Raw genomic sequence first — 25,668 nt, 5'->3', positions numbered from 1 at the left:
GGTCAGTGGGTGGGGAAGTCGTCCGGGGTACGGATCCGGTCGCGGATCCACACGCCGGCCTCCTTGAGCACGGCGGTGCCGGTGTAGGAGTTGCCGCCGCAGACCCCGGTACGGAACACCGCGCCGGAGCGGAAGTCGTCGGAGTAGTTCCAGTTCACCCAGCTGATCTTGCGCGCCGCCAGCAGGTCGATCCACTGTTGCGCGCTGACCAGGTCGTTGGCGCCGTCGCCGGTGTAGGTCTGGGTGCCGAACTCGGTGACGAACATCGGCACCCGGTCGGCCGCCCGCGACAGCGCGGCGCGGTACGTGTCGAAGTGCGAGCCGGCGTAGAAGTGGAAGGTGTACATGACGTTGGCCGCGTTCACCGGGTTGTTGACCACCTCCGCCTCGTTGCCGCCCTCGGAGACGCCCAGCGACGACCAGCCACGGGTGCCGACCAGCACGATGCCGTCCGGGTCGGCCGCCCGGATCACCGGGATGACCTGCTCGGCGTAGCTCTTGATCGACGCCCAGCTGACCCCGTTGGGTTCGTTGGCGATCTCGTAGAGCACGTTGGGCCTGGCCGCGTGCCGACGGGCGATCTCGGCGAAGAAGGTCTTCGCCCGGTCGAGGTTGTAGTTCGGGTCACCGGGGGTGAGCATGTGCCAGTCGACGATGGCGTACATGCCTCGCGCGGAGGCCTTCTCGATCAGGTCGTGCACCCGGTCGGTGAAGCCGCGCGGGTCGGTCTCGTAGCCGTCCTCCTGGATGTACATCGAGATGCGCAGCACGTCAGCGCGCCAGTCGGTGGCCAGAGCGTCCAGTGACGCGTCGTTGACGCACTGGGCGTACCACTGCAGTCCGTGGGTGCTCATCCCGCGCAGTTGGATCGGGTGGCCGTACCGGTTGCACAGGTTGACGCCGCAGACCCGCAGCTGACCGTTGATGGCGACCGGCGTGGTCCCGGTCGGCGGGGCCGTGGTGGGCGGTGCGGTCGTCGGCGGGGCCGTGGTCGGCGGGGGCGCGGTGGTCGGGGGTGCCGTCGTCGGCGGTGGGGTCGTCGGGGTGGTGCCGCCGGCGCACGCGGCACCGTTGACGGTGCAGTTCGCCGGGGTGCCGCTACCGGCGACGATGAATCCGAAGCTGGTGCTCGCCCCGGCGGCGACCGTGCCGTTCCACCCGGCGTTGTCGAAGGTGTACCGGTTCCCGGCGGTGCTCAGCTGTGCGTTCCACGACGAGCTGATCCGGCTGCCGGCCGGCAGGTCGAAGCTGACCCGCCAGGAGGAGATCGTCGCGGAGGTGTCGTTGGTGACGGTGAACCGGCCCTCGTAGCCGCTGCCCCAGTCGTTGACCTTCACGAACGCCGCGGTCGCCGCGCTCGCCGACGGGGCGAGCACAGCGACCGCCCCGACGGCAACTGCCGCTGCGGCGGCCGCTGCCAACCCGATTCTCCAACGACGCACGGCGGTCTCCCTCGGCGAACGGGCAGAACATATCGACGTGTGACACTAAACAAGATTTGCAGTACGGTCAACCGGCGCCTGGTCCGCGCCGGTCCAGCTGTCCCACAGCCGGCGGTAGTTGCCGTCGACCGCGACCAGTTCGTCGTGGCTGCCGTCGGCCACCACCCGGCCGGCGTCGAGCACCACGATGCGGTCCGCGTGGCGGGCCTGGGTGAGCCGGTGCGCCACGATCAGGGTGGTCCGGCCCTCGGTCGCGGCGAACGCCGCCCGTTCCAGGTCCCGGGCGCCGGCGCTGCCGGCCTCGGCGGTCGCCTCGTCGAGGATCGCCACGTCCGGGTCGGCGAGCACCAGCCGGGCGAGCGCGAGCTGCTGGGCCTGGGCGGCGGTCGGCTGATGGCCGCCCTCGCCGACGACGCTGTCCGGCCCGTCCGGCAGCGCCCGCACCCAGCCCGACGCCCCGACCCGGTCCAACGCGGCGGTGATCTGCTCGGCGGTGGCGTCGGCACGGGCCAACCGCAGATCCTCGGTCAACGGACCGGCGAACACGTGCACGTCCTGACTGACCAGGGCGATCCGGCCGGCGAGGTCGGCTGCCCCGGCGTCGGCCAGGTCCACCCCACCGAACACGATGGTGCCGGCGCTGGGGCGCAGCTGACCGGCGACGATGGCGGCCAGGGTGGTCTTGCCTGCCCCGCTGGCACCGACCAGCGCCACCCGCTCGCCGGGTGCGATCCGCAGCGACACGTCGTGCAGCACCAGCGGACCGTCGTCGTAGCGGTAGCTGACCCCCGCCAGCTCGATCGAGGTGTCGGCCACGACGGCAGGCGCGGTCGGGCGCGACGGCGGCGGCAGGTCGGCCACCCCGGCGAGCCGGGCCAGGCTGGCCCCGGCCTGCTGCACCTGGTCGAACTCGGCGACCAGTGCCCCGAGCGGGTTGAACAGGCGGTGGAAGTACAGCGCCGCCGCGGTGGTCGCGCCGACCGTCACCAGGTCGGCTCGCACCAGGAGGAACCCGACCACGAGGACCGAGGTCAACCCGACCCACTCGGCCCGGTTGAGCCGGGACCCGAAACGGGTGAACATCCGCAGCACCGAAATCGACAGGTCCCGCGCGGCGGCCGACCGGTGCGCGATCGCCGCCGTGTGCACGGCCTCCAGCCGGTACGCACGCACGGTGGCCGCCCCGCGCAACGCCCCGATCATCGCCTGCGACCGTTCGCCGGTGACCACCCGTTCCCGGGCGTAGTAGGGCCCGGACCGGGGCAGGTACCAGCGCAGCGCCAGCAGGTACATCGGCAGGGCGGTCAGCCCGGCCAGCCCCAGGCGCCAGTCCAGGGCGAACAGGCCGGCGACGGTGAGCAGCACCGTCAGCAGCGCGGAGACCAGCACCGGTGCGGTGTCGGTGATGACCCGGGTGACCACGGACACGTCGTCGCCGACCCGGGCCAGCAGGTCGCCGGGGCCGATCCGGTCCAGGGTGCCGCCGGGCAGGTGCAGGGCCCGGTCGAGCACCCGTTCGCGCAGCCGGGCGAGCACCGTCTCGCCGGTCCGGGCCACCAGGGCCGCGCCGCACCCGGTCAGGACAGCGCCGACGGCGGCGGCGGACACGATCAGCACGACCGCCCGGATCACCGCCGATGTGCCGGCGGCGGACCGGATGTCGTCGACCATCGCGCCGAGCACCCAGGGGGCGACCAGGCCGCAGGCGCTGGCTGCCAGGACGGTCAGCAGCGCCGCGCCGGTCAGGGCGGGGCTGCGCCGCAGTTCGGTGCCGAGCACCGCCCAGGTCCGCCGTACGGTCGCGGTCGGCAGCGCCGACGGTGTCGTCGGCGACGCCTGCGGCGCACCGTCGGCGGTCTGCTCGGGGCTGGTCGCGCTCATCGCAGCACCGCCGCCCGGTAGGACTCGTCGGTGCGCGCCAGATCCTGGTGGCTGCCCGAGCCGACCACCTGGCCGGCGGCCAGGACGAGCACCCGGTCGGCCTGGGCGAGCAGCGTCGGGCTGCTGGTCACCACCAGCGTGGCGGGGGCGGCCGGGTCGTCGGGCCGGTCGGGGCCGTGGCGCGCCGCGCGCAGTCCGGCGGCCAGGCGCTGCTCGGTGGCCGCGTCGACCGCGGTGGTGGGGTCGTGCAGGACCAGGATCGGCGGGTCGGCGACCAGTGCCCGGGCCAGCCCGATCCGCTGGCGCTGGCCGCCGGAGAGGCTGGCACCGCGATCGGTGACCGGGTGGTCCAGCCCACCGGGGTGCAGCCCGACGATGTCGTCGGCGCAGGCGGCGGTGATCGCGGCGGCCAGCCTCGGGTCGGCGGCGTCGGCCGGCACGGCGGCGGGGCCCGGCCCGGCGGAGTGGACCAGCAGGTTGCTGCGCAGCGTTCCCTCGAACAGCGCCGTGTCGTGCGGCTCCACCAGGACCTGCGTGCGCAGGGCGTCGATGCTCAGGTCGGACACCGGCACCGCGTCGACGGTCACCGTTCCCCGGTGGTCGTCGGCGGGCACTCGGCCGCGCAGCAGGTCGAGTAGTGCTTCGGCGTCGCGTGGCTCGTGGGCCACGACAGCGAGCAGCTCGCCGGCGTGCAACCGCAGGTCCACGTCGCGCAGGCTGCGGTAGCTGACGCCGGCAAGGTCCAGCCGCACCCGCGCCGGGCGGGCGGGCGTCCGCTGTCCTGGCACGACGGCGGGCGACGCGGTCAGCACCCGGGCGACCCGCCCGGCGGAGGCCCACACGGCGGCGGCGAGCTGACCGCAGAAGCCGAGGGCGCGGACCGGTTCGGCGACGAACTGGGCCAGTCCGACCACGGTGATGAACTCTCCGATGCTGATCCGCCCGCGGATCGCCATCCACCCCGCCACGCCCGCGACAGCGGCGAGGAACAGCCCGCTGGCCCCGGCGGTGATGCCCTGGTAGACGCCGCTCATGGTGGTGGCCCGCAGGGTGACCGCGAGGGTGTGCCGGCTGGAGTCGCGGTAGCGGCGGGCGGCGTTGTCCACGGCGCCGAGCCCGCGCAGGGCGCGCAGCCCGGTGACCAGGTCGGTGGCGAGCGCGGTGGTGGCCCCGGCGGCGGCCTGCTGGTCGGCGGTGCGCCGGGTGACCACCGGGGCGAGTGCCTGCAACGCGGTGACCAGCGCCGGTACGCCGAGCAGGACGCCGAGACCGAGGGCGACGTCGATGGTGAGCAGTACCACCGAGGCCACGGCCAGGGCGGCGAGCGCGGCGACGGCGACGGTGCTGGCCCGGATGATCAGGGCTGTGCGTTCGGCGTCGGCGGCGGCGATGGCGAGCAGTTCACCGGAGCGCAGGCCGCTGCGGTGCCCACGCGGGTCGAGTGCCCGTGCGGCGACCTCCACCCGCAGCTGGTGGGTCTCGGAGTGGATCGCGGCCTCGGTCAGTCGGGCACCGAAGCGCCAGGCGAAGGTGAGGACGGTGAACAGGGCGGCCAGGCCGACCACCGACCAGACGAGTGCGCTCAGCTCGCCGGTGGCCACGGCCTGTTCGACGATCAGCCCGATGGCCAGCGGCACCGCCGCTTCGGCAGCCTGGTGCAGGCTGAGCAGGGCGACCCCACCGGCGAGCCGGCCACGGTGCCGACGCAGGGTCCGGCGCAGCAGCCGGGCCGTGGTCAGGGGGGCGGGTGGGCGTACGGGCACGGGCTCTCCCCCGACGGGACGTCGGCCGGTGCGGGTGGCACACGACTCCTGGCTTGTGTGAGCAGAGGCTAACCTAAGTCGACAGCCGAGCCCATCCACGATCCCTGTCGCCGGACATGACGAGCGCCACTGTCGGGATGACATCCGGAGCAGACTGCGGTAAGTTCTTCTCAGATCGAGTTTTACTCAGTCAGAGAAATACTAAGTTCGAGAACATCCAGCAACGAGAAGGACGACGATGTCGGAGACGGAGTTCCTCGCCAGCTACGACCCCCGGGCGTACGCACCGCTCGCGGTCACCGTCGACGTGGTGGCGCTGACCATCCGCGACGGACAGCTGCACGTCCTGCTCGTGGTGCGCGGCGCGCCACCGTACGAAGGGGCCTGGGCGCTGCCCGGCGGGTTCGTCCAGCCCGACGAGGACCTGCCCACCGCCGCCGCCCGCGAACTGGCCGAGGAGACCGGCCTGGACACCCGCGCCGCCGCCATGGACCGGGTGCACCTGGAGCAGCTGGCCAGCTACGGCACACCCGACCGGGACCCCCGGATGCGGATCGTCTCGGTGGCGTACCTCGCCTTCGCCCCCGAGCTGCCCGACCCGGCGGCCGGCAGCGACGCCGCCACCGCCGCCTGGGTGCCGGTGGCCGCTCTCGGCCTACCCGACGACGTCGAGCCGGGCCAACCGGTACGGCAACGACCCGGCACCACCCGACGACTCGCCTTCGACCACGCCCGGATCCTCGCCGACGGCCTCGACCGGGCCCGCGCCAAACTCGAGTACACCCCACTGGCGACCCGCTTCGTCGCCGACGAGTTCACCATCAGCGAGCTACGCGCCGTCTACCAGACCGTGTGGGGTGTCGAGCTGCACGCCGGCAACTTCCACCGCAAGGTCCTGTCGGTGCCCGGCTTCCTCGACGGCGTCGGTGCCACCACCGAGCGCGGCGGACCGCGCGGCGGACCCCGGGCCCGCCTCTACCGGGCCGGCGACGCCCGACTGCTGCACCCGGCGCTGCTGCGCCCCGCCCGGGAGGAGCAGATCAGATGACCGTCACCGAAGCGATCCACCTCGTCATGACCGCCCCCGGCCCGGCCGAGGTGTTCGGCACCGACGACGCGACCCGCCGCTACCACCAACTGGCCCGGCTGCTGCACCCCGACACCGCCGGTCCCGACGCCACCGACCCACGGGCGACCGACGCCTTCGTCCGGCTCGCCGAGCTGTGGCAACGGCACCGCGACGCGGGCCGCGACACCGTCACCATCGACACCGGCCGGCACCGGTACGTCGTCGACCGCGCCGCCACCTACGTCGGCGACCTGGCCGACCTGTACCGCCACGGCGACGACCAACTGGTGAAGGTCCCCCGCGACCCCGCCAACAACGACCTGATCGCCCGCGAACAGACCGCGCTGGCCCGGCTCGCCGACCGCGGCGACCCCCGCTACCTGCCGTACGTGCCCCGGCTGGTCGACGCCTTCCGGCACCGCGACACCGGCACCGGCGCGCTGCGTCAGGTGAGCGTGCTCGGCTCCCCGACCGGGCTGTACAGCCTCGCCGAGGTCCGCCGCGCCCACTCCGACGGGGTGGACGCCCGCGACGCCGCCTGGATGTTCCGCCGGCTGCTCGTCGGGCTCGGCTTCGCCCACCGCGCCGGCCTGGTGCACGGCGCGGTCCTGCCCGGACATGTCCTCATCGAACCGCAACAGCACGGCGTCGTCCTCGTCGACTGGTGCTACGCCAGCGTCGACGGCTCACCCGTACCGGCGCTGGTGCCGGCGTACGCCGACTGGTACCCCGACGAGATCCGCCGCCGCCGCACCCCCGGCCCCGGCACCGACCTGGCGATGGCCGCCCGGTGCCTGGCCTGGCTGACCGGCGAGCGCGCACCGGATCCGGTACGCCGATTCACCGACGGGTGCCAGTTGCCCGCACTGCGGCAACGGCCCGACGACGCGTGGCGGCTGCTGGCCGAGTTCGACGACCTGATCGAACGGCTCTGGGGCCCCCGCCGGTTCCGCCCGTTCACGATGCCCGACCCGAACCACCGTTAGAAAACACCCACCCCGAAGGAGGCCCGTCATGGGCAGTGGAGCCTGGTCGACCGACGTCTACCGCGCCGCGAGCGCCTACCGCAAGGCCAGCGGCAAGAGCGCCTTCGCGTACAGCGACAGTGGTGCCCGCACCGTCCACCCGACCCTCGACCCGCGCGGCGTCACCGCCCGGGAGAGCCGCGACTCGACCGAACACCCGCAGTCGCTGGCCATCGCCGTGCTGTTCGACGTCACCGGCTCGATGGGCGGCGTGCCCCGCACCCTGCAGCAGAAGCTGCCACAGCTGCTCGGCCTGCTGCTGCGCAAGGGCTACGTCACCGACCCACAGATCCTCTTCGGCGCCATCGGCGACGCCACCTGCGACCGGGTGCCCCTGCAGGTCAGCCAGTTCGAGTCGGACAACCGGATGGACGACCACCTGGGCAACATCGTGCTCGAAGGCGGTGGCGGCGGGCAGATGATGGAATCCTACGAACTGGCGATGTACTTCATGGCCCGGCACACCGCCATCGACTGCCACGAGCGGCGCGGCAAGCGCGGCTACCTGTTCATCATCGGCGACGAGATGGCCTACCCCAAGGTCAAGGCCCGCGAGGTCCGCACCGTCATCGGCGACCGCCTCGGCGAGGACGTCGGGCTGCGCGCCATCGTCGACGAGGTGCGCCGCAAGTGGGACACCTACTACCTGATGCCGGCCGGCAGCCACTACGCCGGCAACCGCCGCATCCTCGACTTCTGGCGCGACCTGCTCGGGCAGAACGCGCTCGAACTCGACGACCTCGACGCCGTCTGCGAGGCCATAGCCACCACCGTGGCGCTCGGCGAGGAGGCCTGCGACCTCGACACCGCCCTGGCCGACCTGCGCGACGTCGGCGCCGGCGACGCCGCCACCACCGTGTCGCGGGCGTTGGCCCGCATCGGCACCGACCGCACCCCGGCGGTACGCGGCACCCTGCCGGCCGCCTCGGGCCGCACCGACCAGGTGACCCGGCTGTGAACCCGGTGGCCAGCAGCCCTGGCGATGGCGGGGCGGACGCGACGGCCAGCCGGCACGTCGCCGTGGTCGACCTCGGCTACGGCGACGCCGGCAAGGGCACCGTCGTCGACTGGCTCTGCGCGACCCGACCGGTCGAAGCGGTGATCCGCTTCAACGGGGGCGGGCAGGCGGCGCACAACGTCGTCCTGCCCGACGGTCGGTCGCACACCTTCGCCCAGTTCGGCGCCGGCACCTTCCACGGCGTGCCGACCCACCTGTCCCGGTTCGTGGTCGTCGACCCGCTGGCGTTGGCCGGCGAGGCGACGCACCTGGCCGCGCTCGGCGTACCCGACGCCCTGGACCGGGTGACCGTCGACGGTGACGCGCTGCTGGCCACCCCGTACCACCGGGCCGCGAACCAGGCCCGGGAGATCGCCCGTGGGGCCGACCGGCACGGCTCCTGCGGGATGGGGGTGGGCGAGACCATGTCGTACGGTCTCGCCCACCCCGACACCGCCCCCCGGGTCGCCGACTGCCACGACCCGCGCCTGTTGCGGCACCGGCTGACGCTGCTGCGCGACCGGCTCACCGACGAGCTGGGTCCGTTGGACGCCCCACCGGTCGCGGACACCGTCACCGCGTTCACCGCGTTCGCGCAGCGGGTCGCGATCGTCGACGGCCCGTGGACGACCCGGCTGCTGCGCGCCGGCCCGGTCGTCTTCGAAGGTGCCCAAGGGGTGCTGCTCGACGAGTGGCACGGCTTCCACCCGTACACCACGTGGAGCACCACGACGTTCGGCAACGTGGACACACTGCTGGCCGAGGCCGGCATGCCCGGTACGGCGACCCGGCTCGGGGTGCTGCGGACCCTCACCCCCCGGCACGGGCCGGGCCCGCTGGTCACCGAGGACCCGACGCTGCGACCGCCGGAGCGGCACAACGGCACCAACGCCTGGCAGGGCCGGTTCCGGTTCGGCCACTTCGACGCCGTCGCCCACCGGTACGCCCTCGACGTCACCGGCGGCGTCGACGCCCTCGCGCTGACCCACCTGGACCTGGTCGGCGCGCACCGGCTGCGGCTGTGCGACAGCTACGACTGGACCGACCGGCTGCCGGTCGGCCCGCCCGGCGACCTGGACCGTCAGGCGGCGCTGACCGCGAAGCTGCTGGCCAGCCGACCCCGGTACGCCGCCGACCCGGAGCCCGACCCGGACTCCTGGGTGGCGGCGGTCGAGGCCGCGCTCGGCGTACCGGTGCGGTTGACCTCGCACGGCCCGACCGCCGCCGACAAGGTCGCCCGGCTCACTGCGGCGGCAGGAAGGTGACCTCGGTCGGCCCGCCGCCGGTGATCACTACCGGCGTCGCGCTGTCGAAGTCGGTGCCGCCATGCCAACTGGTGGTGCCGCCGCAGAGACACTGAATCTTGACCTGCTGCCCGAGGACGACCCGGATCCGCACCTTGGAGCCCGAGCCCAACGAGCCGACCCCCATGGATTCGCCGGTGGCCACGTTACGCAGCACCACCCGGTTGTCCGAGCCCGCCGGCGGGTCAGGAAAATTCACGATGGCGGACACACCGCGCTTGACAGTGAAGTCGATAGGCGAACCGCTTGGTACGGTGGCCTGGATCAGCTCAGCCCGCAGCCGGTTGCCGCCACCCCCGCTCCACTGGTCTGCATGTCCAGGGATCCGGAACAGCAGCGGCCACTCGTACGGGCCGAGCCAGTTGATATTGAAGCTGCCGTCGTAGTAGATCGGGCTGGACATGGGCGGCAGCCGATACTCGGGCTCCAGGGCGGCGATCCCGACAGTGCCACGCTGTCCCGGAGGCAGGGCCGGATCCGGAGCCGGGAGCTTCCCCCGAATCGATCCGCTTCGGTCGATGAAGATCGTCGGCGCCGTCTTGGTCTCACCCGGCACCGACACGGTGATCTGCCGAGCCGACTGTTGCGTCCCGGTGCCGCCGGACGGCCCCACCCACTGCGACCCGTATCCGCTGTAGCCAGGCGCACGTGCAAAAAGGTTGTACGAGCCCGGCACCGACACCTGTACCCTGACCAGCCCCAGCCCGGTCGACGAACTGCAGAGCTCCTGCAAGTTGAAGGTGCCGCGCGCGGGAACGGCGAAGAAGCAGACGCCCTTCATCGGCAGTCCGGTGTCGCGGGCGTACACCCAGGTCTTGATGTACGCATCCGTGGACTGCGCCGCGGCGGCACGCGCCGGTGGCCCGCCGACAATGGTGACGACGAGGGCGGCGATCACGACCGCCACACCTGCCATCCGGAACCAGGCTGTCACCTGACCGTGCCGGCCGTGCACCTGACCTGACGATCTCCTACTGCTGCCTGCCATGTCGACTCTCCCCTACCGCATGTCGATGTTGATGCCGGCGTAGTAGGCGGCAACGACCGGCGTGGCGTCGGCGAAGCTGGTACCACCGTACCAACGTGTCCCGTCAGGGCACTGACACTCGATCTTGACCTGCTGTCCACCGATGACGACCGCACGGACCGAGCTCTGCGACCCGTCGAACTCACCGACTCCCATGACGTCCCCGGTTGCGCTGTTGTAGAGGACCACCCGCCCCGGCAAGCCGGTCGGGAGGCTGGCCATCTGGACCCGAATTGCGGCTCCCCTGAACCGCAACGTGCGGAACGTGTACGGTTCGACCGAGCCGCCGACGACCGCCGGAACCACCTCGGCGATCAACCGGTTGCCAACCCGCCCGCTCCACTGTGCCGGGCCGTCCTGCGACCGGAACAGCACCGGCCACTCGTACGGACCGACCCAGTCGATGTCGAAGGTGCCGTCGGCACCGACCGGTACGGACCACTTCTCCTGGTGCAGGTCCAGCTCGGGTGCGGCGATGGAGACCAGCCCATCGTTGTCATTGTTCCGCATGTCGAGCACACCGCTGATCGTGGCGCGGGGATCCAGCAGGATCTGATTCACCCGCTTGGTCTCACCGGTGGCGAGGGTGACCCGACGTGCCTCTTGCTGGCGACCGGTGCCGCCGTCCGGGCCGACCCACTGGGCACCGTACGGGCTGTCCGGTTTGGGCAGCGCGAACAGGTTGTACTGGCCAGGCCCCGGCACCTCGACGGTCACCCGTCCGCCGCCGCCGCTGCGCGTCGCGCAGGCGTTCGGCAGGCGGAACGTGAGCACCGGCAGGGCCAGCACACACACGCCCTTGACCGGCTCGCCGGTGGCCCGGTCGAACACCCGGGTGGTGATGGCGGTGCCGCTGCCGGCGTCGGTGACCGGAGCAGCCGACGCACCACTGGTCGCCACCGCTGCCATCGCCACCCCGACCACGGCCGCAATCGACCACCGCATGCTGGCCGAGCGGGGGCCAGGACGGGCAGGCGAGCACCCCTGTCGACTGTTACTCATTGCATCCACCGATCCTCGGCATACATGGAGTCATCGACTTCCTACCATCTGTCAGCGCGCATGTCGGGGAGGCTGGAACAGCCCCGCACCGTGTCGTCGAGCGTCAATCCCTTACCTGGCGTGTGTCGTACACCGGCGGGTGGGGTAGGTCGGGAGAGGTCCGGCTCTTCGATGACGACTCAGGACTCCTCACCATGACGACCGCGTTCCGTCTGCGCCGACAGCCCGCCCCCGCCCCGACCGGGCGCAGCCAGTCCCGCTGGTACGGTCCAGGTCTGTTGTGGATGGTGTCGTCGGTGGGCTCCGGTTCGGTGCTGTTCACCCCACGGATCGGCGCGCGGTACGGCTACGAGCTGCTGTGGCTGGCGCTGCTCGTCACCGTACTCATGTGGATCATGATTCGCGAGGCCGGCCGGTACAGCGTGGCCACCGGCCGTACCCTGCTCGACGGCTTCCGCGACGTACCGGGACCGGCCAACTGGGCGATCTGGGTGATCTTCGTTCCACAGGTCGTCGCCGGGGTGGTCACCATAGCCGGCATCGCCGCTCTCGTCGGCAGCGCGCTCATGGTGGCGCTGCCCGGCGGCCAGGCGGTCTACGCCAGCGTCGTCATCCTCGGCTCCGGGGCGCTGGTGCTGGCCGGCCGCTACCGGGGCGTGGAACGGATCACCGCCGTGATGGCCCTGGTGCTGGTCGGCGCGGCCCTCACCGCAGCCGCCAGCACGGTCAGCGGCGACATCGCGACCGGCCTGGTACCGGGTGTGCCGGACGACCTCGACCTGTACTTCGTGCTGCCCTGGGTCGGATTCATCCTCGCCGGGGCCGTCGGCATCATGTGGTTCTCCTACTGGGTGGCGGCGCGTGGCTTCGGCGGACCGACCGGCCCGTCCTCCTCGACCGACCAGACCGACGATGCGTCTCCGGGCCGGCAGGTCGGCCGCGACGAACGGATCGACCGGGTGCGCGCCTGGACCCGGACGATGAGCCGGACCGCCGCGCTCGGCGTCGCCGGCGGTGGACTCGTCATCGTCTCGTTCCTGGTGCTGGGCGCCGAACTGCTCGCCCCGCAAGGGCAGGTTCCCGACGGGGTCGACGTCGCCCGCGACCTGACCGCGCTGCTCGGCGATCTGTGGGGCACCGTCGGTGAGGTGCTGCTGCTGACCTGTGTGGTAGTCGCGCTCTGGGGCACCATCTTCGCCAACCAGGACGGCTGGGCGCGCACCTACGCCGACGCCACCCGGCTGGTCGCCAACGGCCGGCACGACGGATCGCCCGCCCGCCGGCACGACGACGGGTCGCCGGGCGATCAGGAACCGACTGGCCGGCTGGGTCGGCTGCTACGCCGCCCACGGGCGGTCCACCTGACGTACGTCGCGGTCGCCATGACTCTCGCCCCGCTGGTGCTGTTCCTGCTGGTTCGCAACCCGGTCGAGATCCTGTCGGTCGGCGGCATCATCGCCGCCGCACACACCCCGGTCGTCGTCGGCCTCACCCTCTACGTCAACCGCCGGCTCCCGGCACCGGTACGGCCGTCACGGACCAGCCAGGCGGCGCTCGGCACCGCCGGGCTGTTCTTCGGTGCCTTCGCCGTCGTCTACCTGCTGAGCCTGGCCGGGGTCCGGATGGCATGACCCGGCCCTCCGACGGGGTTGGCTGATCGACACCACTGGCACCTACCCTGCCGCGAGCGACGGAACGCGCATCGACCGTGCGGACGGTCTCCGCCCAACAGGCCACCACACTGGCACCTTCAGTCTTCAAACCGTTACATTCGGCTCATTCTTCACGTAGGTACGCGGCGGCGAGTCCTGCCAGTGCGGCGACGATCCCGCCGATCGCGGTCACCGCAGCGGAGCGCCCTGAACCACCTGCCGCGAGCATGATCACAACGATCGCCGCGACACCAGACAGGCCCACGCCAAGTGTCCGATTGACGACAGCAACCCGGCGATGGTCGGACCGACATTGACGTAATTTGTCCACTGTCTCCGCTCCTCACCCGTCGTCGAGCGCCATCACCGCCGCCCTTCCAGGACACCAGAGACCAGGCCGCCCCGACACGCGTCGTTACCGGATACGCAAGCGCTTTGCGCGCGCTGGCACGCCCGTTGCACAGTGGAGGCAATACCGAGCGTGACCATGGGCGGGAGACTGCGATGAGCGGCGACCGCCGGTGGGCCGGCCTTCCCGAGACCCGTCGGGCGGCGGCAGCCGGCGACTACGGCAGCCTGATCCGACTGGCCCGCACAGCCGCCCGGCTGACCCTCGCGGAGGCCGGACGACGCTGCGGCTACTCGGCGGCGAGCCTGTCGCGGATCGAACGCGGCCGGCAGCGGTTGACCGACGTGACCGCCCTGCGCCGGCTCGCCGACGTGTTCGACATTCCGCCGGAGCTGTTCGGGTTGGCCAACTCTGGCACATCGGCCAGCCACCACGGGTCCACTTCGATCGTTAGGCTTCGCGGTAGCCGATCCTGGCCTGAGACGGGAGAGGACGTGATCCGACGGCGCGCGGTACTGGGCGGACTGGCAGGGCTCGCCGGTGCGGCCATCCCCCCGGACCCGGGCTCAGCCGGCCACGCCGCTGCCCACCCACCGCAGCTGGCGGCCGAGCTGTCCAGACTGCTCCTCGGTGCGGATCCGAGCACCACCCCACCTGTCGGTCCGGTCGAGCTGCGCGCCAAACTGGCCGCCGCGTCGGCGGACCTTCAGGCATGTCGGTACGCGCGACTCGCCACCCGCCTACCGCAGCTGGTCACCGGCGCGGCGACGGTCACCGCCAACGCCGCCGATGACCGACGATGTGCGGCCACCGCCCTGGCGACCCGGGCGTACCACCTCACCGCACAGGTGCTGATCAAGCTGCACGAGGACGGCATGTCCTGGTCGATCATGGACCGGGCTGGTCAGACGGCGCGGGCCTGCGGGAACCCGCTGCTGCAGGCCGAACATGCCCGGATCACCGCGATCGTGCTCCGCCGGACCCGGCACCGCGACACCGCGCAGGAGGTCGTGCTCACCGGAGCGGCGACGCTCGACACCACGACCGGGCTGCGGCAACGCGATGACGTCACCGCGTACGGACGACTGCTCGCCACCGCCGCCTACACGGCCGCACTCGGCGACCAGCGGGACACCGCTCTGGATCTACTCGCCGAGGCGGACGAGGCCACCCGGCGAGCGGACCTGAAGCCCGCCTTCGGCAGCGTCGATGTCGCGTTGTACCGGATCGGAGTCTGCCGAGCGCTGGGCGACTTCGGCGCGGCGGTCGAATGCGCTCGGGCCATCACCCCGCAGCAGTTGGGCACCGTGGAGCGTCGGGCCCGCTACTGGCAGGACACCGCGCTGGCGTTGCACGGCCGAGGCGCGAACGCCGAGGCGTACCGGGCGTTGCTCGCCGCCGAGCAGACCGCGCCGCAGGAGGTCCGCTACCGGCCGTGGGCCCAGCGGTTGACCGTCGACCTGCTGTCGAGCGACCGCCACCGGTCTCTTCCGGACCTGCGCGCCTTCGCCGCCCGCGTCGGCGTCGACACCTGATCCGACGCGACGGGCCGACCGATCCGCCGATGGCACGCCGCCGGCGCGACGGCACGATGGACGGATGCGTGTTGGTGACCCAGACTTCGACCGAGCCGCCGACCTCAGCATCGACGCGAACGAGGAGACCTTCTATGGCATAGCCGCCGGCTTGTGGGATCTACCCGGTGACGGCGGGTCGACGGTCGTGGCCTGCCTGACCAGCGAGAAGCTACGGCTGTTCTCGTTCAGCAGGTTGCATCGGACAACCGTGGAGTCCATGATGCCGACGGTCATCCCGATCGAGAAGATTGGTCAGTGCCAGGTTCTCAATAGAGATCGTGGCGAGATCGCGTTTCGGGTCAGCGACTACGACGGGCAGCGAAGCAAGCGGATCGTCATCAGCTTTGGCGGATGGAACCCTGCCGGAATCGCTCTCGCCGATCAGATCAACGAGGCGGTGCGGGCGAGCAGGTCGCGGGAGGAGACGACGCACGGACGTCAGGTGGGACTGATCAGCGATGACGAACGGCTGTTCTGGTCGTCCACCGAGGTCGTACTCGATGCCCAGTATCACATCGACTGCTACACGGAACGTTCCTGGGCAGCCACCGACAGGGGCCTGATCGCATTCACCCATGACCCGCCGAAGGTTGCGGTCAGGCTACTCGACGACGATCCGTCCTGGCGACTCGACTACGCCCACTACGGCCAGGCAAGGATCCTCAGGATCGGCGGCGCTGGAGCGGTGATCCCTTCGGTCTGTCTCTACACCAGCGACTGGATCGTGGCGGACGACCTGCGCCGCATCCACCACGAGAGGCACACCACGTCGCCGGAGCCAGAAGACCTGGTCGCCAGATTGGCGAGCAGCCAATCCTTCAAGTTGGACGACTTCCTCGGGGAGTAGGTCGCCGTTCCCTTTCCCGACGTGTGATCCAATGCGCCTCAGCAAATTGACCACCGGCGTGTCGAGTTGGTGAAGCGCAGTGGATCAACAACCGGAAGGCAATGGATCACCGTCGACGAGCAGGGTCACGCCGTTGTCCCGGCAGATGTCGCGCCACACCTCGTCGACCGGGGCCGAGGTCAGCAGGATCGGGGTGACCACCCGGCCGAGCAGGGCCAGCCGGTGCCGGTACTCGAGCACCTGCCCGAGACCGAGCCGCAACTGATCCTCCGGACCAGCACCGACGAGGCTCTTGACCTCGGCGATGTACTGCCGGCCGTCAGCGTCCTGCCAGGCCAGGTCCACCGGCACTCCGGCCAGCCCGGTGCCCACCGACGCACCGGTGGCGGCCAGAGTGTCGATCAGCCAGCGGCTGAGCCGGTCGTGCTCGTCGCACCCGGCCGCGTACGCGTGCTTGTCGAAGGCCCGGGTGCCGGTCAGCGCCGCCGGGTCCACGATCGGAGACCGGTACGGACGGTCGAACGCCGGCTCCGGCTCTGACCGCAGTGGCGGGGAGTCGAAGTGCGCCTGTGCGGCGGACCAGGCTCGGGCCAGCCGCTCCGGCCGGTGCAGTCGCTGGAACGAGAAGCCGCCGACGGCCAGACACTTGACGTTGAGCAGCCGCGCCGCAGCGAGGACCAGTGGCTGCCGCAGGGCCCACAGCGCGTCGTCGACGGTGTCGCACACACAGCCAATCTTCTCGCCCCGCAGGGTGTCGTACGGGTCGTCCTCACGCTCGGCGACCCGGGTGACCCAGGCGTCCTCGTCGATGACGCCCGCCTCGAAAGCCGCATCGACGGCGACCTTGTCCAAGTGGAAGTTGATCCCGTCGCCGTCCTCGTACAGCCACAGTGTTTCCAGCCGGCCGAGGGTCACCCGCAGCAGCGACCGCCCCCGTATCCGTCGCTGGTTCAGGAACCACAGCTTGCCGTCGGTCTCGGCCGGCTTCGGCACGGTCATCCGGATGTACCAGCCGGTGAGGGCCCACGCGGCGTGTGCCGACCGGTCAAGATCGACACCGAGTGGTTCCATGCTCGGTGCCGCCAACTCCCCGACGGCCGGCAGCGCCGGATCGGCGAAGACCCAGTGGGCCATCTCCGCCGGACTGGTGTAGCTCCACAGGCCGGATTTGGGATGCCGGGCCAGGTCCTTCTCCACGTTGGCGACGTCTTCCGCCGTCCACCATGCCCCAGTTGACACGAGATTCACCTTCTTCGCCACCAGTCGTCACCTAAAAACCACGTTAGGCGACATCTGGTGATGGCATGCGGCGACACGCGTACGGCGGCGGGCCTGGTCAGAGCAGCGCGACGCCGATGAGGGTCAGGTCGTCGAGGCCGTCCAACGGTTCGCCGGCCAGCGGCTCGACCCCGGCGCCAACGACGTCGCCGTTCTCGCCGTCGCGGCGCAACCAGAGTCGGCCGACCGCCGCCGCACCGGCCTGTCGGGCGAAGACGATCCGTCCCTCGTAGAGGTCGAGCTGGCCGGGTGTCACCGGTTCGAACACCTCACCGGGTACGTCGTCGATCAGGAACCTGCGGTCGGCGCCGACCGCGGCCGTGTGTTCGGCGAGGGTGACCCGCAGCGCCCCGACAGTGGTCTGATCGTCTCGGCCGAGCAGCCGACCCAGCACGTCGGCGGCGACACCGCGACGCAGGTGCTCGTGGTAGCGGTCGTTGCGGAACACCCGCAGACACCGGTAGCAGCTGGTTTCCACCCCGCATTCGCAGTCGCGGACCCGCCGCAGCGCCTCGTCGAGGACGTCACGTACCCGCGCCGCGATCCGTTGCACGTGCCCGGCACCGCCCGGCACGGTGTCGTACAGCATGATCACGCTGCGGTTGGCTTCGGTCCGGTACACCGTGGCGTCGATGTCGTCGCGGGAGATCTCCAGCGCCTGCACTGCCCCTTCAACGACCGCGTACGCGAGCGACCGCCAACCGTTGTCGTCGATACCGCCCAGCGCGCCGCTGTCGACACTGAGGTCGAGCACGTCGGTCTGGTACTTGTGGGCCAGCGACAGCAGTTCCAACCGGCCCGGGCAGTCCCGGCCGGTGAGCGGGCTGGAGTGCTGGCGCTGCTTTTTGCTGGTGTTGGACTGGGCGAATCCGCACCGGTCGCAGATGAGGTAACCGGCTCCGCCGGCACCGTCGCTGATGGCGATCAGTTCGCCACGGGAGCCGGCCCGGACCGTAACGGAGCCGCCCGGCAGGTCGACCTTGTCCTCGAAGATCTCGGCACCGGTGGAGACCACGTGGGTGGCGCCGTGCCAGGTTCGCCGGGGCGCGGTGCTGGGCCGGCGGCCCCCGGACCGGTCGGCGACGAACCCGAACACCGGCACCGCGTACTGCCGGGGGACGCCGGTGGCCGGCGCGCCGCAGGCCGGGCACTGCGGGTCGAGCCGCTCGATCGAGTCCCGGTAGTGGCCGCAGCCGGCGCAGACGGCGTAGTGGCGCCGTTCCAGGTCCCGGCCGGGCAGCCGGTACACCCCGGCCGACTGCCAGGTCTGTCCACCGGCGACCACCTCGGCACCGGGGGCGTACTCGTAGATCGCCGACGACAGGTCCCGGGACAGCTCCAGTTGGCGGGACATCTGGTCGTCGGCGAAGGTGAGCCGCAGTTCGACGGTGTCGACCGGGAAGCCGTACTTGGGCAGGACGTTGCGGTTGGCGAGCAGGCCGAGCAGTTCCCGGCCGGTGATGGTCTTCATGACCCGGCCGAACCGGGCGGCGCTGTCGTCCTTGCGGGCGGCGAACGCCTCGGCCCGTTTCTCCTCGTAGATGTCGACGTCGTTCTGCAGTTCGGCGCGGACCGACTCCAGCAGGCCGACCAGGTGGGTGACCCAGTCGCCGGAGGCGACGCCGATCTCGTCGCGGACTTCGGCCGGCAGGACCCGGTGCAGCGATTCGACGATCTCCGCCGGCACCGGGTCGAGGAAGCCGGCGACCAACGTCACCGGCGCGACGCCGTCGTCGTTGGCGAGCAGGAACTCCCCCGCCGTACGCCAGATGGTGCCGTAGGTGCGGAAGTGGTGCCGGAAGAACGCGGCCAGGGCCACCGAGTGGGCGTGCCGGCGGTCGATCCGGACGTTGGTCAGCGGCACGTACGGTGCCCGGACCTCACCGGCGATCATCCGGTCCGGTTCGGCAAACCGGGACAGGTCATGTGACCGGCGCTGCGCGTAGGTCAGCACCAGGGCCGCCGAGTCGGTGCGCCGACCGGCCCGTCCGGCCCGCTGCACGTAGTTGGCGGTGGTGGGTGGCATGTTGCGCAGCATGACGGCCTGCAGTTCGCCGACGTCGACACCGAGCTCGAACGTGGTGGAGCAGGACAACGCGTTGACCTCGCCCCGGACGAACTCCTGCTGGATGGACGCGGCCCGTTCGCTGGTCCACTGAGCGGTGTGCTCGAGCACCCGCATCGGCACCGGGTTCATCGCCCGGTACACCGACCGGTAGTGGTCGTGGTCGACGTCGGCCGGCGGCGGCACCCAGCGGGCCAGTTCACCGACGCACTTCATGGTCGGGCAGACCCCTCGTACCGTGTACGGGGTGATCCGCCGGCAGGTGCCGCACTGCCAGACCGGGTGGTCGTCGCCGGGGACCGTGCAGGTGACGAGTTCGTGGTCGAGCTGGTAGACCTGCCCGATGCCGGGTTCGAGGCTGGAGCGCAGCAGTTCGCTCATCGGCCCGACGGTCAGCAGCCGCCAGATGCCGTCGAGCAGCTGGTGCGGGTCGGCGGTGACACCGAGGCGGGCGAGGACCCGCCGCAGGTAGTCGACCCGCCGGTTGGTGCCTTTCGTCGGCAGCCAGCTCAGCACCTTGCGGCGGGAGTCGGAGCCGCTGCCCCGCAGGTAGATCGGCCCGACGCGGGGGGCGAACGCCTCGTCGCGCGGGTCGACGCCGTCGGGGGTGGCGACGGCTCCCTGCAGCCGTACGGAGCGCAGCAGTTCGTCGAGCAGCGCCCACACTTCCACCTCGGTCAGGCCGAGGCTGATCAGCGGTTGGGGTGCCCGCCAGGCGGGGTCGCGGGACATGCCCCAGGCGAGCAGGCCACGCCCTTCGAGTGAGTTGCGTTCGTCGACGCCGACAATCTCGGTCTGCGCCCAGAGGGCGACCTGCCGGCGGCGGGCCTGGGCGGAGTCGCGGCGTTGGAAGATGCCGTACTTGTCGGCGGCGCGGGCCGTGTCGTGGACGACGTCGTCGAGCCGGATCTCGGCGTCGCCACGGGCGGTGGCGGCGAGTGCGCCTTCGCGCAGCAGGCGGCGTCGCTGCACCCGCTGGTAGGAGTCTTCCAGGTACGGGGCGAAGTAGGCCGCCGACTGGCGGCTGTCGCTGAACAGCAGCACTTTGCGACCGCCACCGGGCAGGGCCTGCTGCGCCGCGTCGGTGGCCTGCGGCAGCCGCTGGTAGAGGGCGGTGGCGAGCACCGAGGCGGAGGCTTCGTTGCCGCTGGCGAACAACCGGATGAGTCCGTCGCCGCGTCCGCCACAGCCGACGCAGGAGGTGAGTGCTTCGGCGTTCTGCCGCACGAACCGCACCGCCCGCATCGGACTGTTGGGGCACTGTGGACAGTTGCCGGGCGGTCCGACCTGGAACACCCCGCAGCGGGCGCAGAGCGCACCGGTTTCGCTGGTCTTGGCGACGCTGTTGGTCTGCAGGGTCTCCTCATCCTCGTCGGTGGTCACCGCGTCGACGAGGGCCAGCCAGGTCTGTTGTTCGTCGCGGGAGCGGCGGGACCGGAAGACGGCGGTGCTGCCGACCCGTTCGACAGTGCCGGCCAGGTGTTCGGTGCCGCACCGACGGCAGGTGCCGATCTCGAAGGCGGCGTCGCCGCAGCTGGTGCAGCGTTCGTGCCGGGTGAGGCTCACGTGCGGGCCGTTCGCGCCGAGGCAGGCGAAGGCACCTTCGGTGGCGCGGGCGAACAGGTGGTAGCGGGCGGACAGCACCGGGGTGCCGGTGCTGTCGTGGATGGCGTTGGCGAGTGCGACGAGGTCGGTGACGGCCGTCTGGTCGGCGTCGTCGGGGAACAGCGCCCGGGCGACCTCACGCAGCGGCATCGGCCCGTGGGAGAGCAGCCGCTTGAGCCGGCGTACCCGCTGCTCCTGCTCCAGCACCGCAGCGGCGGCGTCCACGACAGCTGGCACGCCGTCGCGGCGGGCGCGCTCCAGCAGGGCCGCTGCCGGCGACGGGGCCTCGCGCAGCTGCCGGTACGCGGCGGCGGGAAGCGGACCCCATTCCGGCCCGGCCGGCACCTCGACCCGTTCGGCGGTGATGACGTCCTGCGACGCGGCGTCGGCCGGGTCATGCTGGAACGGAACCGGGAACAGGGAGCTGGCGAAGGCGGCGACCGCCGCCAGGTCGCCGCCGACGGTGGCGCTGGTGGCGATGCACTGCACCGACCGACCTCGGCCGACCCGGTCGACGAGCCGACGCAGCAGCATCGCCAGCTCGGCGCCGCGCGCCCCGTCGTAGACGTGGGCTTCGTCGACGACGATGAACTGCCAGTGGCCGGCGTGGTCGCCTTCGAACAGGTCCATGTCCAGTGGCCGCAGCAGCAGGTATTCCAGCATGGCGTAGTTGGTCAGCAGCAGATGCGGTGGCGTGGCCTGCATCTGTTCGCGGCTGAGCAGTTCGTTGGGTAGCCGCTGCTCGCCGGGGTGCTGTTGGGCGAAGACCTCGGCGGCCTCGCGCTGCGTGTGCCTGGTTTCGCCGGTGTAGCGGCCGAAGGTGATGTCGGGGGCTCCGGCGAGCAGGGTGCGCAGCCGCTTCATCTGGTCGTTGGCGAGGGCGTTCATCGGGTAGAGCAGCAGCGCCCGGACACCGGGGCCGAGGGTGCCGGCGGCCCGCTGCGCCATCAGCCGGTCCAGGATCGGCAGGAGGAAGCTTTCGGTCTTGCCCGACCCGGTGCCGGTAGCGACGACGACGTTGCGCCCGGCCCGCACCTTGCCGATCGCCCGTTCCTGGTGCCGGTACAGCGGCCGGTCCAGGGCCAGGCCGGCGCCGAGCGCGGCGATGCCCGGGTGCAGCGCCCCGGCGTCGATGAGCTGACGCGGGGTGCGTCCGGTGCGGTACGGCGGGGTGGCTTCCAGCAGCGGCCCTTTGGTGATCTCCCGGCTGATCGCGTCGGCGATCGCGGTGTCCAGTGCGGCGGCGAGCCGGGGATCTCTCGGCTCGACCAGGCTGCGTAGGTACCGCTGATAGGTGGCGACGATGTCGTCGCTGGTGGCCAGGGGATCCAGGATCATTCGGCGTCTCCGGTGAGGGTGAGTTCGGCGAGGAAGATGTCGATGGTGGTCAGGTCGGGGGCGTGCCGGGCCAGGGTCGCGTGGTGCGGGGTGGTCCGGGTCAGCAGGTTCGCCGGCAGCCGGTCGCGGGCGACCAGCCGGGCGGTGAAGGCGAACGCCAGCGACAGCGCCGGCAGGTCCGGCCAGCCGGGGCCGCGTTGTCGGGCTCCGACGGCCGCGTCGACGACCGGGCCGCCGGCGGCGGCCAGCGCGGGCCGCAGGGTGCGCAGCAGGTCGGGGCCGGCGGCGGCGACCCGGGCCACGCCGGGCCGGTCGCGCACGTCGAACAGTCGCCGGGCGGCGGCGACCCGTTCGTCGACATCGAGGAGTCCACCGGGGACGATGCGCATCGCCCGCCACAGCTCGTCGCGCTGCTCGGCCGGCAGCCGGGCGAGCATTTGCGCGGCCTGGTCGAACCGGCCGGCCGCCCGGTGCGGGTCGGGCTCGCCGGCCAGAAGCTTGTCGAGCACGTCGCCGCACGCCGTCGCCGCCCGTTCGTGCAGGTCGTCGCCGGCCGCGGTGACCCCGAGCCGGTACGTGGTGGCCAGCAGCGCCGCGAGTGGGCTGGTCTGCCACAGCCTCGCCTCGTCGGCGGTGCCGAGGTAGGCCAACGGCGGCAGCGCCACCAGTCCGGAGTGCACCAGCGGGGCCACCAGTTCGGCTGCGGGTGACCGGGTGCGGGTCAACGCGGTCAGGGCGGCGACCGGGTGTCGGCGCAGCACGGCGGCGGTGTCGCGGACGGCGACGGTGACGCCGTGGCGGCGCAGGTCCTCGGCGCGGCGGTACAGCGGGAGGATCAGCGGGGCGATGTCGGGGCGGTCCGGCAGGTCGGTCAGCCCGGCCAGGTGACGCGACAGCGCCGTGTCGGGGGTGTCGGGCAGCGGCGGGTCCCAGTCGCCGTCGACGGTGAAACTGTTGTCCTGTCCGGGCCAGTCCGGCCAGGGTTCGGGCAGCCACGGGTCGTCGACGCGCAGCAGCACCGCGAGCGGCCCGGCCCGGGTCAGGTCGGCGGGCAGCGGCTCGCTGGCCAGGTCTGCGCCGATCGGGGTGACGTGCGGTGGCCGCCACGGGGCCAGCACCTGGTAGACGCCGGCGGTCAGTCCGTTGACCGGGCTGGCGTCGTCGAGGGCCAGCTGGTCGTCTTTGAGGTGGACGGTGCCGGCGAGTTGTCGGGGCAGGCAGCGGGCGACCGGGAACTGTTGGCCGCCCAGGCGGACCGCGAGCTGGGCGGAGCCGCAGACCCGGACGGTGTCGGCGATCGCGGCGAGCGGGAACCGGGCGAGCGGCTGGCCGTAGGTGGCGCGGGAGGCGACGGTCTGCCGTTGCTGGCCGCCGCTGGTGACAACGAGGTCGGCGTCGACTGCCGCCGGCAGCCGGACCAGCAGTTCGCCGTCGCCGACGGTTTCGGTGTCCAGGCGCAGCGGCTGCAGCGTCCACGGGGTGGTGCGGCCGGCGCTGACCCACTGGACGGACATGTGCGGCGGGGTGACCCGTACCGTCGTGGTGTGTCCGGCGGCGGTGAGCTGCACGTCGGCGCTGGTCTGGGTCGGGTCGAGCCGGGTCAGCGGCGGGTCGACCCGCAGCGCCGACGCGGCCGCGCTGAGCCGTACCGTCGCCGGCGCGAGTCCGTCGGGCCGCAGCTCCCGCCACACCGGGTGGCCGGCGACGGTCAGCCCTTCGGCGAGGTCGATGGTGCGTGACAGGCCCCGGCCGAGGGGGCCCCGGACGGTGATCTCGTAGCTGCCGACGAGTGGCCGGGGCAGCTGCTGCCACGGGTCGGTGACGGTGTCGCCGGTGATCCGCACACTGGTGGCGGGGAGCAGTTCGGCGCCGCCGGGCCGGCGGACCCGGATCGACCATTCGGTGACCACGCCGGCCTCGGTCGGCAGGAACAATCGCGGCGCGGCACCGTACACGGGGGTGCCGGCGACGCTGGTCACGTCGGGCAGCGGCGGGCTGAGGCGCAGCTGGGCCCGCCGGGCGGTGCCGACCCGCCGGGCCGGTCCGTCGGCGAGCCGCAGCCCGGTGACCTGCGCCAGGTCGACTCGGCGCAGGGTCCAGCCGAACCAGCCGTACGGCACCGGCAGGTCGTCGTCGGCCGCCGGGCCGGCACCAGCTGCGCCAGTGGAAGCGGCGGCGGCCCGGTCGATGTGCAGCGTGACCGGCTGGTTGTTGCCGTCGTGCGCCGCGTGCAGGATCCAGACCGGCTCCGGCGGCAGGCTGGAGGTCAGCGGCACCCGTCGGCCTTCGTCGGTGAAGATCAGCATCGGTTCGCGGGGGTCGATCAGGTCGAGTTCGAACTCCCGCTCGATCGCGGCGAGTTCGACGGTTACCTGCCGCACCGGCCGGGAGATCGTCGCGACGGCCGGTGGCGCGGTGTCGACGTCACCGGGGATCCGGGATCGGCTGATAATCGTGTGGACGTCCTCGCCGGCCCGGACCCGCCATTCGACCCGGCCGCCGGGTGCGTCGGGCACCGCCGGCAGCCGCACCAGCAGGCCCCGGCCGTACGGCTCCAGCTCCACGTACGGTCGGGGGGTCGCCGCCGCCCCGCCGGTGCCCCCGGCGGCGGGGCCGGTGCGGGTCGCGGTGCCGGCCCAGTCGAGCTGCCCGTCGTCGACGCAGCGGCGGGCCTGGTCGATCAGGTGCGGCGGCAGGCCGAGCCCGTCGGCGGTGAACGACGGCGCACGGAACCGGTCCAGCAGGTCGATGCAGCGGTCGACGAGGTCTTCGGCGTATTCGCCGCCATGCTGCAGCAGCCGCCGCACCGGCATGTCGAGGGTGTTCAGTCGCGATTCCCGGCCGGGTGTCAACGCCCAGGCGAAAAAGTCGGCGACGGTGGTGCCGGGTTCGCGGGACTGTCGTTGCAGCAGCAGGTTCAGCAGGTCACCCAGGCAGTAGGCGGGAATCCCGCCGTGCATGAGGATTTCACCGACGTTGATCTGCGGCAGGCCGGGGAATCGGGCCAGGCCGAACTGGTCCAGGTTGGCCCGGAACGCCGCGCCCCAGGCGGTCTCGTCGACCTGGCGGCGGGTGTGGTCCCGCACGGCACCCCAGTAGTTGCCCTGCTCGTAGCGGGACGCACCGATCCCGCTGAGGCCGACCAGCAGGCAGGCCGGGTAGCGGTAGTACAGGTATTGACGCTGCTCATACTCGCTGCCGGCGCCGTACAGTTTTCCCAGCGCACTGACCGCTCGGCGGGCTTCAAGCTCGGGCACCGCGATCTCGGCGACCAGCGACACCGCGCGCAGCGCGGGCGCCCACTCACGCTCCCGATCGTGGAGATAGTCGGACGCCCGCACCACGGTCCCCCTGACGAATAGACGATCTGGGCCGTATCGCGACTATGCAGATGTATCGGCAGCAACTCAAGGAAACAGGTCCCTCCGGAACCTGACCGTGTCCGTT

At 71.9% G+C, this 25,668-nt stretch carries 16 protein-coding genes; 7 read left to right on the top strand and 9 right to left on the bottom strand.

Going from position 1 to position 25,668, the window contains the following annotated elements:
• Positions 1–2 precede the first annotated feature (2 nt).
• From ACN28F_RS31655 to ACN28F_RS31645, 3 genes are read right to left on the bottom strand one after another with little or no spacing between them, the layout of a single operon-like run.
• Positions 3–1,427, bottom strand: a complete 1,425-nt coding sequence (locus ACN28F_RS31655; protein WP_421361580.1) for a cellulase family glycosylhydrolase — start codon at positions 1,425–1,427, stop codon at positions 3–5.
• Between the two features lie 60 nt (positions 1,428–1,487).
• Positions 1,488–3,323, bottom strand: a complete 1,836-nt coding sequence (locus tag ACN28F_RS31650; RefSeq protein WP_289206095.1) for an ABC transporter ATP-binding protein — start codon at positions 3,321–3,323, stop codon at positions 1,488–1,490.
• Positions 3,320–5,086, bottom strand: coding sequence for an ABC transporter ATP-binding protein (locus ACN28F_RS31645; protein ID WP_421361132.1), 1,767 nt, complete (start codon positions 5,084–5,086; stop codon positions 3,320–3,322). Before ACN28F_RS31645 ends, ACN28F_RS31650 begins: the two co-directional genes overlap by 4 nt.
• Positions 5,087–5,324: 238 nt before the next feature.
• On the opposite strand from ACN28F_RS31645, the gene ACN28F_RS31640 reads away from it, so the two are divergent.
• From ACN28F_RS31640 to ACN28F_RS31625, 4 genes are read left to right on the top strand one after another with little or no spacing between them, the layout of a single operon-like run.
• The gene (locus ACN28F_RS31640; protein WP_421361131.1) at positions 5,325–6,134 is read left to right on the top strand and encodes an NUDIX hydrolase; all 810 of its coding nucleotides are present in this window, start codon (positions 5,325–5,327) and stop codon (positions 6,132–6,134) included.
• On the top strand, positions 6,131–7,141 hold the full coding sequence (locus ACN28F_RS31635; protein ID WP_421361130.1) for a serine/threonine protein kinase: 1,011 nt from the start codon (positions 6,131–6,133) through the stop codon (positions 7,139–7,141). Before ACN28F_RS31640 ends, ACN28F_RS31635 begins: the two co-directional genes overlap by 4 nt.
• Positions 7,142–7,169: 28 nt before the next feature.
• Positions 7,170–8,138, top strand: coding sequence for a hypothetical protein (locus ACN28F_RS31630; RefSeq protein ID WP_289206091.1), 969 nt, complete (start codon positions 7,170–7,172; stop codon positions 8,136–8,138).
• Between the two features lie 5 nt (positions 8,139–8,143).
• A complete protein-coding gene (locus ACN28F_RS31625) occupies positions 8,144–9,442 on the top strand; it encodes an adenylosuccinate synthetase (RefSeq protein ID WP_421361578.1) in 1,299 nt (432 codons plus the stop codon).
• Here ACN28F_RS31625 and ACN28F_RS31620 read toward each other — a convergent pair.
• Together ACN28F_RS31620 and ACN28F_RS31615 are read right to left on the bottom strand one after the other, a co-directional pair.
• Positions 9,420–10,379 (bottom strand): hypothetical protein, encoded by a 960-nt coding sequence (locus ACN28F_RS31620; protein WP_421361128.1) that lies wholly within the window; start codon positions 10,377–10,379, stop codon positions 9,420–9,422. The genes ACN28F_RS31625 and ACN28F_RS31620 overlap by 23 nt on opposite strands.
• Before the next feature lie 102 nt (positions 10,380–10,481).
• On the bottom strand, positions 10,482–11,453 hold the full coding sequence (locus tag ACN28F_RS31615; protein ID WP_421361126.1) for a hypothetical protein: 972 nt from the start codon (positions 11,451–11,453) through the stop codon (positions 10,482–10,484).
• Between the two features lie 251 nt (positions 11,454–11,704).
• Between ACN28F_RS31615 and ACN28F_RS31610 the strand changes: the two genes are divergently transcribed.
• A complete protein-coding gene (locus ACN28F_RS31610; RefSeq protein WP_289206088.1) occupies positions 11,705–13,141 on the top strand; it encodes an Nramp family divalent metal transporter in 1,437 nt (478 codons plus the stop codon).
• 145 nt (positions 13,142–13,286) lie between these two features.
• Here the strand turns inward: ACN28F_RS31610 and ACN28F_RS31605 are convergent, their stop codons facing one another.
• The gene (locus tag ACN28F_RS31605; protein WP_289206087.1) at positions 13,287–13,493 is read right to left on the bottom strand and encodes a hypothetical protein; all 207 of its coding nucleotides are present in this window, start codon (positions 13,491–13,493) and stop codon (positions 13,287–13,289) included.
• Between the two features lie 173 nt (positions 13,494–13,666).
• Here ACN28F_RS31605 and ACN28F_RS31600 point away from each other — a divergent pair, with 173 nt between their 5' ends.
• On the top strand, positions 13,667–15,046 hold the full coding sequence (locus ACN28F_RS31600) for a helix-turn-helix domain-containing protein (protein WP_421361124.1): 1,380 nt from the start codon (positions 13,667–13,669) through the stop codon (positions 15,044–15,046).
• Between the two features lie 64 nt (positions 15,047–15,110).
• Positions 15,111–15,935, top strand: a complete 825-nt coding sequence (locus tag ACN28F_RS31595; RefSeq protein WP_289206085.1) for a hypothetical protein — start codon at positions 15,111–15,113, stop codon at positions 15,933–15,935.
• Between the two features lie 84 nt (positions 15,936–16,019).
• Here ACN28F_RS31595 and ACN28F_RS31590 read toward each other — a convergent pair whose 3' ends face one another.
• From ACN28F_RS31590 to ACN28F_RS31580, 3 genes are all read right to left on the bottom strand, one after another.
• Positions 16,020–17,174, bottom strand: a complete 1,155-nt coding sequence (locus tag ACN28F_RS31590; RefSeq protein ID WP_421361123.1) for a hypothetical protein — start codon at positions 17,172–17,174, stop codon at positions 16,020–16,022.
• Positions 17,175–17,271: 97 nt separating this feature from the next.
• Positions 17,272–22,221 carry a DEAD/DEAH box helicase gene (locus ACN28F_RS31585; protein ID WP_421361121.1) on the bottom strand — a complete coding sequence of 1,650 codons (4,950 nt, stop codon included), beginning with the start codon at positions 22,219–22,221 and terminating at the stop codon, positions 17,272–17,274.
• Positions 22,218–25,562, bottom strand: a complete 3,345-nt coding sequence (locus ACN28F_RS31580) for a hypothetical protein (RefSeq protein WP_421361120.1) — start codon at positions 25,560–25,562, stop codon at positions 22,218–22,220. The genes ACN28F_RS31585 and ACN28F_RS31580 overlap by 4 nt, the downstream gene beginning before the upstream one ends.
• Between the last annotated feature and the right edge of the window lie 106 nt (positions 25,563–25,668).

Origin of the sequence: Solwaraspora sp. WMMA2101 (assembly GCF_049179175.1) — a bacterium.
Taxonomy (GTDB): Bacteria; Actinomycetota; Actinomycetes; order Mycobacteriales; family Micromonosporaceae; genus Micromonospora_E.
The sequence above is the reverse complement of the archived record's forward strand: the minus strand, read 5'-3'. Positions and strand labels throughout refer to the sequence as shown.

Coding starts and splice junctions, on each gene's coding strand:
- ACN28F_RS31650 (WP_289206095.1), bottom strand. CDS start 3,323: ATGAGCGCGACCAGCCCCGAGCAGACCGCCGACGGTGCGCCGCAGGCG.
- ACN28F_RS31630 (WP_289206091.1), top strand. CDS start 7,170: ATGGGCAGTGGAGCCTGGTCGACCGACGTCTACCGCGCCGCGAGCGCC.
- ACN28F_RS31595 (WP_289206085.1), top strand. CDS start 15,111: ATGCGTGTTGGTGACCCAGACTTCGACCGAGCCGCCGACCTCAGCATC.
- ACN28F_RS31640 (WP_421361131.1), top strand. CDS start 5,325: ATGTCGGAGACGGAGTTCCTCGCCAGCTACGACCCCCGGGCGTACGCA.
- ACN28F_RS31610 (WP_289206088.1), top strand. CDS start 11,705: ATGACGACCGCGTTCCGTCTGCGCCGACAGCCCGCCCCCGCCCCGACC.
- ACN28F_RS31600 (WP_421361124.1), top strand. CDS start 13,667: ATGAGCGGCGACCGCCGGTGGGCCGGCCTTCCCGAGACCCGTCGGGCG.
- ACN28F_RS31635 (WP_421361130.1), top strand. CDS start 6,131: ATGACCGTCACCGAAGCGATCCACCTCGTCATGACCGCCCCCGGCCCG.
- ACN28F_RS31585 (WP_421361121.1), bottom strand. CDS start 22,221: ATGATCCTGGATCCCCTGGCCACCAGCGACGACATCGTCGCCACCTAT.
- ACN28F_RS31615 (WP_421361126.1), bottom strand. CDS start 11,453: ATGCGGTGGTCGATTGCGGCCGTGGTCGGGGTGGCGATGGCAGCGGTG.